This window comes from uncultured Amnibacterium sp. (assembly GCF_964250715.1).
Taxonomy (GTDB): Bacteria; Actinomycetota; Actinomycetes; order Actinomycetales; family Microbacteriaceae; genus Amnibacterium.
In genome coordinates, this window is sequence record NZ_CAXUGX010000010.1 from 96,195 (window position 1) to 109,581 (window position 13,387).

A 13,387-nucleotide genomic window follows, 5' to 3' on the forward strand; every position below is an offset into this window, starting at 1 on the left:
GCCAACTCGGGCGCCGCGCGGCGGATCAGACCGGCGATCCCGGGGCGTTCAGACCGGCGAGCGCGCCTGGTCCTGTCGGCGCTGCTGCTGAGCGTCCGGCTGCGCGCCGTCCGGCTGCAGGGCAGCCAGCTCCGGCTCCGGCTCCGACTCCGGCTCCTCGTCCTCCGCCGTCAGCTCCAACTCCCACCGGTCGCGCACCAGCCGGTACCAGACGTAGAAGGCGACCAGGGCGAACAGGGCCCACTCGGCGGCGTAGAACAGGTTCAGCAGGTTGAGCTCCACCTGCTGCGACGGCGGCGGGGAGTCGATGTCCGTCAGTCCCGCGGGCGCCGCCCGCAGGGTGAGGTAGCCGTTGTAGACGGGACCCCCGGTGTCGCCGCGCCACAGGTTCAGCAGTTGCGGCACCGCCATGACTGTGGGAGTGGCGCCGACTCGGGCGCCCACGCTGCTGCCCTCGTCGCCGGGTGTGCCGGTGTCCGCCGGCACGTCGCTGTCGATGTACCGGCCGGTCAGCACGCCGGCCGTGGGAGCGGAGCGGTTCAGAGCGGCGACCGCCGCGTCGGCCGCCCCGCGGTCCGGCGCCCAGCCCAGAGCGACGGCGAGCTGCGCCCCGGCCGGGTCGCCGGTGACGGCGTGGCCGGTCACCCAGTACCCCTCGCGGCCGCGGTTCAACCGGTCCGCGACGACCAGGAAGTCGCCGGCGACCCAGCTGCCGCTCGTGCGCACCGACTGACCGACGGAGGCGCTCCGCTGCTCGGTCTGCGGAGTCGCGACCCGCTGCAGGGGGACGACGGTCTCGGTGGTCCGGTGCACCACCGTGCCGGTCGCGGTCGCGCGCTGCAGCTGCCACTGCCCGAGGCCGGCGAAGAGGGCCGCGACGGCCAGCGCGACGAGCAGCATCCCGATGGAGCGGGGGCGCAGCATCGCCGACCCCAGGGTGGGCGCATCCGGCTGCACCGCGGTCATCCCATCGCCTCCGTCCGGCAGCGAGGCTACCCCGTGCGCCGATCGAGCCGGCGCGCCTGTGTCCCGAGGAATTCAGGCGATCCCGAGCAATGAAGGCGCGACGCGCCGCAGACCTGCTCCGGAACTCGAGATCGCCTGTATTTCTCGGCAGGCAGGGCGGCCGAGCGGTCAGCCCCCCAGGTAGGGCGCGACCACCACCTCGACGCGCTGGAACTCCTTGACGTCGGAGTAGCCGGTGGTCGCCATCGCGCGACGCAGGGCGCCGGCCAAGTTGACGGTGCCGTCGGGGACGGAGGCGGGGCCGAACAGCACCTGCTGCAGCGGCGCGGCCTGGCCGACCCAGACCCGGCCGCCGCGGGGCAGCTGGTCGTGGTAGGCCTCGGTTCCCCAATGCCAGCCGCCGCCCGGCGCCTCCGTCGACCGCGCCAGGGTGGTGCCCAGCATGACCGCGTCGGCACCCATCGCCAGCGCCTTGACGATGTCGCCGGAGTTGCCGAGGCCCCCGTCGGCGATCACGTGCACGTAGCGGCCGCCGGACTCGTCCAGGTAGTCCCGCCGCGCACCGGCGACATCCGCCACCGCCGTGGCCATCGGTGCATGGATGCCGAGCGCCGTCCGGGTGGTGGTCGCGGCGCCGCCGCCGAAGCCGACCAGCACACCCGCGGCTCCGGTGCGCATCAGGTGCAGGGCGGCCGTGTAGGTGGCGGCCCCGCCGACGATCACCGGCACGTCGAGTTCGTAGATGAACTGCTTGAGGTTCAGCGGCTCGGTCGCCTTGGAGACGTGCTGCGCCGAGACCGTGGTCCCGCGGATGACGAACAGGTCGACTCCCGCCTCGATCACCTCCGCGGAGAACTCCCGGGTCCGCTGCGGCGACAGCGCCGCCGCGACCGGTACGCCCGCGTCACGGATCTCGGCCAGGCGCAGGCGGATGAGGTCGGCCCGGATGGGTGCCGCGTAGATCCGCTGCATGCCCCGGGTCACCTGGTCGGCGGGCAGCTCGCGGATCTCCTCCAGCAACGGCTGCGGGTCGTCGTACCGCGTCCACAGCCCCTCCAGGCCGAGCACGCCCAGGCCGCCGAGGCGGCCGATCGCGATCGCGGTGGCCGGCGAGCTGACCGAGTCCATGGGGGCCGAGAGGAACGGCACCTCGAAGTGGAAGGCGTCGATGCCCCAGGCGATGGAGACGTCCTGCGGGTCGCGGGTGCGTCGCGACGGGATGACCGCCACATCGTCGAACGCGTAGACGCGACGGGCACGCTTGCCGCGCCCGATCTCGAAGTCCATGCTCACGCGGCAACCCTATCCAGCGCCCGCCCGGGGGCCCGAGCGCATGGGCTTCTCCAGCGAGCACGCATCGATGAGTGGTCCGCCTCCGTGAAGTGCCGGGGTGACGCAGACCTACCGCGCGGCTTCGACGCCGCCTCCATGCCTTCAGTCCCAAGGACTCCGCCCCCGGCGGGTCGGCGCCCGCGGCGCGGCGACCCCCTCCCATGCCCGTGGAAGGAGAAGGATGCACCGGGTGGCACGGGTCCTCATCACGAGCTCCCGGAACGCCGGGTTCCTCCTGCCGCTGCTGCAGATCGCCACCGCGCTGACCGCCCGTGGTGACTCCGTGTGGGTGCTCAACGGGCGCGAGTTCGCCCCGCAGATCGCCGCGAGCGGTGCGACGCTGCTCGTGCTGCCCTACGACGGCACCGACCTCGTCAGGCCGCTCCGCCGGGACGGCGGGGTGCGCGAGCTGGGCCAGGCGCTTCGAGCGATCTTCCTCGATCCGGTCGCGATCGACCACGAGGCGGTGATGGAGCATGTACGCGCCCTGCAGATCGACATCGTCGTCACGGAGCCGCTGTTCCTCGGCGCCTCGATGCTGGGGCTGCTCCCCCGCGAGTCCCGTCCCGCGGTCCTGTCGATCGGCCTGTTCCCGCTGCCGCAGTCGAGCCCCGACACCGCTCCGTACGGGGCCGGCCTGGCACCGCTCGACGGGCCCTTGAACCGTGTGCGCAACGGCCTGCTGACCGCTGCCTCCGACGCGGTGCTGCGGCACACCCTGCGCGACTTCCGCGACGAGGTGCAGCGGATCCTCGGCGTCCGCCCGACCGGGCGGCTGTTCGACCTGGCCTTCATCACGGACGCCTATGCGCACATGTCGGTGCCGCAGTTCGAATATCCCCGGCGCCGCCTGCACCCGCGCATCCGGTTCGTCGGACCGCTGCCCCCGCCACCGGTCGGCGAACTGCCCGACTGGTGGGACTACTCCGACCCGCGTCCCATCGTCCATGTCACCCAGGGCACCTACACGAACGACGACCCGACCGAACTGATCGTGCCGACGATCCGCGCACTGGCCGACTCGCCGGTCCTGGTCGTCGCGACGACCGGAGGGCCGGATCCGTCGGTCGTGGCCGACGCGTTCGGCGGGCCGCTCCCCGAGAACGTCAGGGTCACGCGGTTCCTGCCGTACCACCACCTGCTGGCCGCCGCGAAGGTAGTCGTGACGAACGGCGGGTTCGCCACGGTGCACCACGCATTGCGGTGGGGGGTGCCGATGGTCGTCTCCGGGACCTCGGAGGACAAGCTGGAGGTCACCGCCAGGGTCGCATGGGCGGGCGTGGGAGTGAACCTGGGCACGCAGCGGCCCGGCCCCGAGGCGATCCGCGAGGCGGTGCTGCGGGTGCTCGGGGACGATTCGATGCGGCGGGCCGGGGTCCGACTCGGCGCGCTGATCGCCCGCACCGACGCGATGCGCGACATCCTGGCGATGGTGGACGACCTGATGCGCACCGCGCCGCAACCGCACACGGATGCGGTCGGCTGACCGGGACAAAAAAGCGGCAAACGCTACCGGGAGGCGCTGGCCTGCAGCCGGAGTACTCCGGTCACCGTGCGCGGCGTCAGCCGGTACGGGTCCAGCACGCCGGGGCCGCAGGAGGCGGTGCCGATGCCGTGCTCGGCGAGGTCGATCGTCAGCCGAGTGAAGGCGCGGCCCTCGGGCAGGTCGACCGTGTGCAAGGCGGCGTCGAGTTCCGCCGAGGTCCACGGGCTGCCGGTGAAGCTGAACCCCTCGCCCGACACCTGCAGCGCCGCACCCGACGAGCTCGGTGCGCCGAGGCGCAGCCGGGTCACCTGCGCGCGGGACCCGTTCTCCTGGGGCAGCACGTAGTCGGTGTGCAGGTCGCGTGCGGAGTCGACCCGGAAGGTGCCGAGCCTCGCCGCCTGGCCCGTGTCGGGGTAGTGCTGATCGGGGCCGAGGCCGTCCCACTCCACCCCGTCCGCTGCCCAGGGCAGCGCGAACTCGAGCCCCACCCGCGCCCAGTCACTCGGCCAGTCGCCGTGCGGAGTCACCGTGGCGGAGCAGGACAGCGCGGTGCCGTCCGAGGTCCACTCCAGCACGACCTGCACCCGGTGGTCGGTGCCGGCGGGGCCGACGTGGGTCGTCACCCGCAGCACATCGCCGGTCGCGTCGATCGAGGCAACGCGCGTGCGCAGGCGGTGCAGGCCGCCGCGGCGCCAGAGCTCGGCGTCCGAGGGCAGATCGAGGCGGTCCTGTGCGACCCCCCGGTCGTTGTCGGTCGGCGCGCGCCACAGGGTGACCACCGGACCGTCGACCTCGATCGCGCCGAGCGCGGTCAGATGTCCGGTGTTCGCGTCGAAGACGCCCGGGCCCAGGGTGATGACGTCGCCCGCCGTCTCGGGGGCGACGGAATCGCTGCCCGGCCCGGCGGCCGGCGCCGCGGGCAGGCTTCCGGCCTGCGCCCAGGCGATCTCGTGGCCGGCCGGTGCCCAGGGGGCGTCCTGCGCCAGGACGGCGCGCACGGTGAACAGCGCTCCGGCCGCCGCCTCGCTCGACAGCGGCACGGTCGCGGAGTCACCGGGTGCGATCGCCGGCACCGGAAGATCGCCTCCGGCACCGCCCTGGACGGACCAGGTCAGCGCCAGGTGGGCCGTATCGACGAAGTCGTAGCGGTTGCGGATCGTGAGCGATGCGCGGTCGTCCGCGATCGTCAGCTTGACCGGCTCGACGACCTTCTTGTAGTCGGCCAGGCCGGGCCGCGGCACGCGGTCGGCGTCGACCAGGCCGTCGGCGACGAAATTGCCGTCGTGCAACGGCTCGCCGAAGTCGCCGCCATAGGCGAAGTACGCCCGTCCGTCGGCGGTCCGCTGCCGGATGCCGTGCTCCACCCACTCCCACACGAATCCGCCCTGGGTGCGGTCGTACGTGTCGAAGCTCGCCTCGTACTCCGACAGGCCTCCCGGGCCGGTGCCCATCGCGTGCGCGTACTCGCAGAGCAGGTGCGGCATCGCGTGCCTGCGGGCCTGCAGCGCCGCGTCCGCGAGCGGCTGCTCCGCACGCCGCCCGACCGCGTCCACATGGGACTGCGTCGGGTACATCTGCGACCAGACGTCCACGTACTCGCAGTCGTAGTCCCCCTCGTAATGCACCGGTCGGCTGGGATCCAGCGAGTGGGACAGCGCCGCCGCGGCGGCCAGGTTGCCTCCCGTGCCGGACTCGTTGCCGAGCGACCACAGGATCACACTCGCGTGGTTGCGGTCGCGCTGCACGGTGCGGGTGATGCGGTCCAGGTACGCGTCCCGCCACGCGGGGTCGTCGCTCGGGTTGTCCCGCCAGCCGATCAGCTCGAAGCCGTGGGTTTCCAGATCGCTCTCGTCGACCAGCCAGAAGCCCAGCTCGTCGGCCAGGTCGAGCACGCCTGGGTGCGGCGGGTAGTGCGAGGTGCGGATGGCGTTGACGTTGTACTGCTTCATCTGCAGCATCTCGGCGCGGGCGACCGTCAGCGGCACGGCACGGCCCAGGTCGGGATGCGACTCGTGGCGGTTGACTCCGCGGAGTCGGATGCGAGTGCCGTTGACCTTGATCTGCGCGTCCTCGATGGTCACCGTGCGGAAGCCGACGCGCAGCGTCGCCGTCTCCGTCGCGGTCGAGACGACGACCTCGGTCAGCGCGGGCGTCTCCGCGGTCCAGGGAGCGGCCCCGGCGATCACGTGCTCCTCCCCCGGGGCCAGGGCGGCGAGACCGAGGGCCGGGATGGCGATCTGGGCCTGCGCCCCGTCGCGGGTCGCCGCATCGATCCGCAGCACGGCACCCCGGTCGACATCCCAGTCCGCGTGCACGGCCACGTCGTGAACACCGCCCGCCGGTGTTGCCTGCAGGGTCACGTCGCGGAAGATGCCGGGCAGCCACCACATGTCCTGGTCCTCCAGGTAGCTGGTGGCGGCCCACTGCGTCACCCGGACGACGAGCAGGTTCTCCCCCGGCCGGAGCGCGTCGGAGACGTCGAACTCCGTCGGCAGGCGGCTGCCGCGCGTGGTGCCGAGCAGGGTGCCGTTCAGCCACACCTGCCCGGCGGCGTCGACGCCGTCGAAGCGCAGCAGCGCGCCGCCGTCCGACTCCGACCACGTGAAGCGGCGCCGGAAGTCGCCCGTCGGGTTCTCGTCGGGCACGAACGGCACGTCGATGGGGAACGGGAACACCACATTCGTGTAGGCCGGGCTGCCGTGGCCCTGCACCGGCCAGCTGGACGGCACGGGGATGGTGCCCCAGCCGGAGTCGTCGAAGTCGGGCGACTCGATCCCGTCCGGCGCCTCGGCGAGCGACGGCGACAGGGCGAACGACCAGTCGCCGTTCAAGCTGAGCAGAGTGGCGTCGGTGGCGAACCGGGCGCGCGGCGCGATGCCGCCCGTGCCCACGATGGCGGTCAGGTCGAAGGGTTCGGTCATGCGATGGCCTCCACAGTCAGGACGAGCGCGTGCTCGGGGAACAGCATGGGCATCGGCACGCCGATGTGCTGCAGCGCGGCACCCGACGCGGTCAGCCCGGTCGAGGGCCACGGCACGGCGGTGCGCTCGCTGCCCGAGCCCGGCTCGATCGGCAGGCCGAGCTCGACCCGATACGTGCGGGCGGGATCGAGGCCCCGCAGCCGCAGGCGTGGCGGGATCTCGGCGGCGCCGCTGGCCAGGCTGGCGGCGATGAACACCGCCTGCGAGCGGTCGGTCGAGACCACTCCGGTGGTCTGCAGGGTGGGATCCGGCGAGTCCAGCCGCACCATCCGTCCGGTGTGCAGCAGACCGCGATACCGCTTGTAGAAGTCGATCCCCTCGGTCAGCACGCGGCGGTCGTCGGCGGTCGCCGTGCGCACGTCCCACTCGATGCCGAAGGATCCGAGCATCGCGGTGAGCACCCGGAACGAGATCGCGTGCACGCGCCCGCTCGTGTGCGAGACCGTCGGACCGACGTGCGCGCCCACCAGCTCCGGCGGCACCAGCAGTTCGGTCCACCGCTGGATCGTCTGGCGCTCCAGCGCGTCGTTGGAGTCGGACGCCCACAGTCGCTCGGTGCGCTGCAGGATGCCGAGGTCGACCCGCGCGCCGCCGGAGGAGCAGCTCTCGATCTCCAGCCCGGGATGCCGGGCGTGCAGCTCGTCGAGCAGCGCGTAGATGGCGAGCGTCTGGTCGTGCGAGGAGGCGCGGCCCGCGGAGCCGAGCTCGGGCTGGTCGCGGTTCTGGTCCCATTTGAAGTAGTCGATGCGGTACTCGGTGAGCAGCGCGTCGAGGGCGCCCAGGATGTGCGCGGCCGCCTCGGGGTTTGCGATGTCGAGCACCTGCTGATTGCGCCACTCCAGCGGCTCGCGGCCACCGGGTCCCGAGATCCAGTCGGGATGCGCCCGCGCCAGGTCGGAGTCGGCGTTGATCATCTCGGGCTCCACCCACAGTCCGAACTGCATGCCGAGGCCGTGCACATGGTCGATCAGCGGCCCGAGCCCCTGCGGCCACACCCCGGCGTCGACGGTCCAGTCGCCGAGTCCCGCCCGGTCGTGACGCCGGTGGGTGAACCAGCCGTCGTCCAGCACGAAGCGCTCCACGCCGAGCTCGGCGGCGGTGTCGGCCAGCTCGAGCAGCGGTTGCAGACGGTGGTCGAAGTAGACCGCCTCCCAGGTGTTCAGCACCACCGGCCGCGGAGTCACGGGGTGCTGGGGGCGGGCGCGCATCCAGTCGTGGAAGCGGGCGCTGACGCCGTCGAGCCCGGTCGCAGAGTAAGCCGCGTACAGCGTCGGCGTCGTCAGGGACTCCCCGGGCGCGAGCACGACCTCGCCCGGCTGCAGCAGCTCGCCGCCGCCCAGCAGTCCCTGCCCGCTGCGCAGCCGCTCCAGAAACGTCTCGCTGTCGCCGCTCCAGCCGAGGTGCACCGCCCAGACCTCGCCCGTCCCCCAGTCGAAGCCCGCGGTGCCGGCGGCCAGCACCGCCGTCGCGTCGTGCCCGGTGCGCCCGTGCCGACCACCCCGCACCCAGAGTCCCTGGTCGATCCGCCGGCGCTGCGGATGCTTCTCGCGCCCCCACCGTCCGGTGGTGTCCAGCGCCTCGACCGCGTGGTCGGGGATCGGCAGCGCGGTGTCGAGCCCACCGACCAGGTAGGGCGTGTCGCCGGTGTTCGTCAGGGTGCAGGTGCTGAGCAGCAGTCCGCTCGGGGTGAGCTCGAGCGCCACCTGCAGCCGCAGCCCGGTCAGGTCGTCGACCAGCTGCATCTGCAGATCGGCGTCGCTCCCCGAAACCTGCTCGAGCACGAACAGGGGAGAGAACGCACGACCGTCCCGGCTACCTCGGACTGCGGGCCGGCCCAGCCACCCGCGTGCCGACTGGGGCGCGATGCTCGGCCGGATGGGCACATCGAAGCTGGAGCGGGCCACGGCGTCCGTGAACGCCCCGGCGTCCGGCACCGGCGAGCCGAGGTCGGCTCCCCAGTGCACGACGACGGGGTCGCCGTCGGTCAGGTCGATCAGCAGGCCGACGCCGCCGTTCGCCAGATAGCGCTGCTCGGGTGCGGTCGGAGAGCCGGACATGGGCATGCGCCTTTCAAGGACGTGGGATCGGGCTCACGCGCGGTGAAGGGGTGCCCGAAGACCGGACACCCCTTGACCGCGATACCAGCGGGTCAGCCCTTGCTGGCGCCCAGGGTGAGGCCTGCGATGAACTGCCGCTGCAGCGCGAGATAGATGATCAGCGTGGGCAGCACGATGATGACGGCACCCGCGGCAAGCAGGTTGTAGTTGGTCAAGAACTCGCCCTGCAGGTTGTTGACGGCCGTGGTGATCGGCAGCCGGTTGCCGCTCTGAATCAGGATGAGCGGCCAGAAGTAGTCGTTGTAGATGAAGATGACTTCCAGCGTGCCGAGCGCGGCCAGGGCGGGCCTCGTCAGCGGCATGATCACCGAGATGTACTGACGCCAGACGCCGGCTCCGTCGACCCGTGCCGCCTCGGTCAGTTCCATGGGGATGGCCTTCATGAAGTTGGACAACACGAAAGTGCAGAAGCCGATCTGGAACGCGGTGTTCGCGATGACCACCGCGGCCAGTTGATTGAGCAGCGTGCCGGAGTCGGACAGCCAGTACGGCAGCTGGATGAGCTTGAAGATCTCGAACAGTGGGGCGGCGAGCACCTGGGGCGGCAGCAGGTTGCCGGCCGTGAAGGCGATCAGCAGGGTCGTGTTGAACCGCCAGGTGAAGCGGCTGACGGCGAACGCCATCATCGAGGCGAAGAACAGGGTCAGCAACACAGTCGGGATCGTGATGGCCACCGAGTTGAGGAAGTAGGTGGGGAAGCCGCCCTGGTTCCAGGCGTTGATGTAGTTCTGGAGGCTGAAGCTGCCACCGATGCTGAAGTACCCGTACTTGTTGGTATCGGCGATGGGCCGAAGCGACGTGTACAGCGACCACAGCAGGGGGACCAGCCACAGGACCGCCATCACCGTCAGGAACACGTAGGTGGCTACCACGCCGCCGCCGCCGCGAATGTGGGTGGTGGTGGACGAGCTCACCCGGGTGGTGACGCGCCTGGCGACCGTGGTCGTAGCCGAACTGCTGGTCATGCGGCTCACCGCTCCTTGGTGCTGAAGGTCCGGGTCAGGTAGAAGGTGATCGGTACCAGCGAGATCACGAGCAGCACGACCGCGAACGCGGCTCCGATGCCGATCACCTGCGTCTCGCCGACGAGGTACTGCACCACGAAGACGCTCAGCAGTTCCAGACCGTTCTGTCCCCGGTTGATGACGTACACGATGTCGAACGCGCGCAGCGACTCGATCACCGTGATGACCACGATGATGACGTTGGTGGCAGCCATCGACGGGAAGACGACCCGGAAGAACGCCTGCCGACCGTTCGCCCCGTCCAGGGCGGCGGCTTCCTTGATGCTGGGATCGACGCCCTTCAGCCCGGCTAAATACAGGATCATGATGTAGCCGGCGTGGCGCCAGGTTGCGGCGACCAGCGCCGCCCAGAGGTTGAAGTCGGAGTTGCCGTACCAGTCGATCGCGCCGGGCTTGCCGGCGGTGCCGAGCACGTAATTGAGCAGGCCGTTGTCCTGGGAGTAGATGAGCTCCCAGATGATGCCGATCAGGGCGACGGAGAGCATGACCGGCAGGAAGAAGATGGTCTGGTAGAAGCGGCTGCCCCGGATCTTCTGATCCAGCAGCACCGCCAGCAGCAGCCCGAGTGGCGTGCCGATGATGGCCAGGAACGCCAGCCAAGCGATGTTGTGCAGGACGGCCGGCCAGAATGCGGGCGTCTGATTGAACACGAAGTTGTAGTTGGCCAGACCGGCCGGGCGGATGTTACCGAAGGTCAGGCCATCCCATTTCGCGAACGAGAGCCCGATCGACGCGAGCATCGGCAGCCAGATGAAGACCAGCTGAATGAGCGTCGGAATACCGACCATGATCCCGAGGACCAGACGGTCACGCTTGCCGAGCTGGCGCAGGCGGCGCCGCCGCGCCGGAGGGGAGACCTCCGACGCGGCGCCGTTGCCACCAAGCGCGACGAGTGGTGCGGTCACGATTCCTGGGCGTACAGCGACTTCGCCTGCGACTCAACGTTCTTCAGGTCGATGTTGCCGCTCTTGATGAAGTTCAGCACCGCCGGCTCCAGCACGTTGTTCGCCATGGCCGGCAGCGCGTCACGGTCGAAGAACTGGGCGATCGACTTCGCGTCGGCGATCACGCCGGCGAGCTTCTTCGTGAACGCCGAGTACTTGGACGTGTCGGCGTCCTTGGCGGTCATGATGTTCGCGTTGTCGACCGAGTTGTACGCCTCCTGACCCGCTCCGGTGCCGAGGAAGCCCACGAAGTCCTTGGCCGCCTGGTTGGAAGCGCCCTTCTTCGACAGCATGAACCCGTCGATCGGCGCCTCGATCGCGTCAGTCCCCTCCACCTTCACTGCAGGGAACGGGAAGAAATCGACGTCGTCGAGCACCTTGCCGTCCGTGAACTGCTGCGTGATGAAGGAGCCCAGCAGGTGCATTCCGGCCTTCTTCTCGACGACCTTCTGCGCACCTTCCTGCCACGTCTGGCCGGGAGCGTTCGGATCCTGGTACGGAAGCAACTCCTTCCAGGTGTCGAACACCTCCTTGACCTGCGGGGTGTCCCAGCCCTGCTTGTGCGCGCACAGGTCGACATGGAACTGGTAGCCGTTGATGCGCAGGTTCAGGTAGTCGAACGTGCCGAGCGCGGGCCACAACTCCTTGTCGGCGAACGCGATCGGGATGAGGCCGTCGGACTTCATCTTCTTGCAGAGCTTGATCAGTTCGTCGAACGTGCCGGGGATCTCGTAGCCCTTGGCCTGCCAGACGGACTTCCGGTAGAAGATGCCCCAGGGGTAGTTGTAGTTCGGCACGAAGTACTGCTTGCCGTCGTCGGCCGTGGAGGCCTTCTTCAGCCCTTCGGAGAAGTTGCTGCCGATCTTCTGCCACACGTCGCTGATGTCGCCGACCAGGCCCTTGTTGGCGTAGTAGCGCATGCGGTATCCGGCGAACCAGGTGAATGCGTCGTCGGGGCTGCCCTGCAGGTAGTTGCTGATCTTGTTCTGGAACGTGGTGTGGTCGGTCGTGTTGATCTTGACCGTGTCCTTGGTCTTCTTCGTGAAGGCCGCAGCGAACGTCGCGATCGCCTTCTTCGGGACCGGGTCGGATGCGTTCGAACCGAACGTGAGGCTGCCGCCACCGCCACCGGTGCCGCTACCGCTGGGAGAACATGCCGCGAGCAGGGGGACCGAGGCGAGCCCCACGGCACCGAGGCCGAGCCCCTTCATCACGACGCGACGGTCGACTTCGTGCCGACCGGAACCGAGCTGTGCCATGCGCACTCCTTTGTGTGTACTGCTGCTGTGGATCCTGCCACATCGGGTGTGATGTGCCCGGATTTCAACCGGTGCGGCTGTTGCCGCCCGCCGCCGTATGCGAAACGTTCACATGGGCGCGCGGCAGATCATACGCGTGCACCACCGGCCGCGGTCAACCCGGGATCGCGGGTCGCGACCAGATCGTGATGCGCGGCGGCGGTGCTCTCGCGCACGATCAGCTCGAACGGCCGTACCGGCGCGGCCTCAGCGGGCTCGACCTGGTCGATGGCGTCGATCAGCGTGGCGATCGCCTGCCGCCCGATTCCCGTGAAGTCCTGCCGCACCGTGGTCAACGGCGGCGTCGCGTACCGCGCGGTGGGGATGTCGTCGAAGCCGACCACGCTGAGGTCCTGCGGCACGCGGATCCCCGCCTCGCGCGCGGCGGCGACGAACCCGATGGCCATCTCGTCGTTGGCGGAGAACACCGCGGAGAAATCGTCGCCGGAGCGCCGTGCGCCGTCGATCGGCAGGACGGCTCGGCCGGCCGCGTAGCCGCCGTCGGGCGTCCAATCCGCCGCCGGGCCGAGCAGTGGATCGAGGCCGTGCTGCGCCATCTCGGCCAGATACCCCTTGCGGCGCTCCGCCGCCTCCGCCCAGCCCTCCGGACCCGGCAGGTGCAGGATTCGGCGGTGCCCCAGCTCGATCAGGTGACGGGTCGCCGCGCGGGCGCCGTCCTGCTGATCGACGCTCAGCGAATCAGCCTCGTCCGGCCCGCCCTGCAGCGCGATCAGCGGCACCCGGGACGCGATCCGCCGGATGACCGCCCGCGCGGCGTCCTGGGGGGCGATCGCGACGATCCCGTCGACCCCGCGCGAGAGCAGGCCGTCGAGCGCCCACGCGATGCCGTCCGCGTCCTCGGAGGTGTTGGGCGTCGCCGAGATCGCATAGCCCCGCTCGCGCGCCGCCTGCTCGATGGCGACGAAGCTGCTGAACGGGCCGTGCAGCGAGCGCGCCGTGATGAGCACGCCGATGGTGTGGCTGCGCGAGGTGACGAGCGCACGCGCGGCACGGTTGGGCCGGTACCCAAGCTGACCGATGGCGGCGTGTACGCGTTCGGCGGTGGAGGGACGGATGCGCGGGTGGTCGTTGAGCACGCGCGAGACGGTCTGGTACGACACTCCCGCGGCCAGGGCCACGTCGCGGATCGACGGCGCCCGATCCGAGGTGCGCGTGCCGCTCATGCCGCTGTCGCCCCTACCCCGGGCGCCGTCCGCTCGTGGCCGGAAGCGTAGCGG

Annotated in this window: 9 protein-coding genes; 1 reads left to right on the top strand and 8 read right to left on the bottom strand. The window is 70.5% G+C overall.

What is annotated here, in order from left to right:
* Positions 1-48: 48 nt before the first annotated feature.
* Both ACFE7H_RS10960 and ACFE7H_RS10965 read right to left on the bottom strand, forming a co-directional pair.
* Positions 49-966: an SURF1 family cytochrome oxidase biogenesis protein gene (locus ACFE7H_RS10960; RefSeq protein ID WP_375401266.1), complete on the bottom strand. Its 918-nt coding sequence runs from the start codon at positions 964-966 to the stop codon at positions 49-51.
* A 168-nt stretch (positions 967-1,134) separates the two neighbouring features.
* Positions 1,135-2,253, bottom strand: coding sequence for a GuaB3 family IMP dehydrogenase-related protein (locus tag ACFE7H_RS10965; RefSeq protein ID WP_375401311.1), 1,119 nt, complete (start codon positions 2,251-2,253; stop codon positions 1,135-1,137).
* Between the two features lie 235 nt (positions 2,254-2,488).
* Here ACFE7H_RS10965 and ACFE7H_RS10970 point away from each other — a divergent pair, with 235 nt between their 5' ends.
* Positions 2,489-3,784, top strand: coding sequence for a nucleotide disphospho-sugar-binding domain-containing protein (locus ACFE7H_RS10970; protein ID WP_375401267.1), 1,296 nt, complete (start codon positions 2,489-2,491; stop codon positions 3,782-3,784).
* A gap of 23 nt (positions 3,785-3,807) precedes the next feature.
* Here ACFE7H_RS10970 and ACFE7H_RS10975 read toward each other — a convergent pair whose 3' ends face one another.
* The 6 genes from ACFE7H_RS10975 to ACFE7H_RS11000 all read right to left on the bottom strand — a co-directional run bounded on the left by ACFE7H_RS10975 (position 3,808) and on the right by ACFE7H_RS11000 (position 13,333).
* Positions 3,808-6,705, bottom strand: a complete 2,898-nt coding sequence (locus ACFE7H_RS10975; protein ID WP_375401268.1) for a glycoside hydrolase family 2 TIM barrel-domain containing protein — start codon at positions 6,703-6,705, stop codon at positions 3,808-3,810.
* Entirely contained in the window at positions 6,702-8,822 is a 2,121-nt protein-coding gene (locus ACFE7H_RS10980; RefSeq protein ID WP_375401269.1) for an alpha-galactosidase, read from the bottom strand. Before ACFE7H_RS10980 ends, ACFE7H_RS10975 begins: the two co-directional genes overlap by 4 nt.
* 92 nt (positions 8,823-8,914) lie before the next feature.
* Positions 8,915-9,847 (bottom strand): carbohydrate ABC transporter permease, encoded by a 933-nt coding sequence (locus ACFE7H_RS10985; RefSeq protein WP_375401270.1) that lies wholly within the window; start codon positions 9,845-9,847, stop codon positions 8,915-8,917.
* Positions 9,848-9,852: 5 nt separating this feature from the next.
* The gene (locus ACFE7H_RS10990; RefSeq protein WP_375401271.1) at positions 9,853-10,812 is read right to left on the bottom strand and encodes a carbohydrate ABC transporter permease; all 960 of its coding nucleotides are present in this window, start codon (positions 10,810-10,812) and stop codon (positions 9,853-9,855) included.
* Positions 10,809-12,110: an ABC transporter substrate-binding protein gene (locus ACFE7H_RS10995; RefSeq protein ID WP_375401272.1), complete on the bottom strand. Its 1,302-nt coding sequence runs from the start codon at positions 12,108-12,110 to the stop codon at positions 10,809-10,811. Before ACFE7H_RS10995 ends, ACFE7H_RS10990 begins: the two co-directional genes overlap by 4 nt.
* 128 nt (positions 12,111-12,238) lie before the next feature.
* Positions 12,239-13,333: a LacI family DNA-binding transcriptional regulator gene (locus ACFE7H_RS11000; RefSeq protein WP_375401273.1), complete on the bottom strand. Its 1,095-nt coding sequence runs from the start codon at positions 13,331-13,333 to the stop codon at positions 12,239-12,241.
* Between the last annotated feature and the right edge of the window lie 54 nt (positions 13,334-13,387).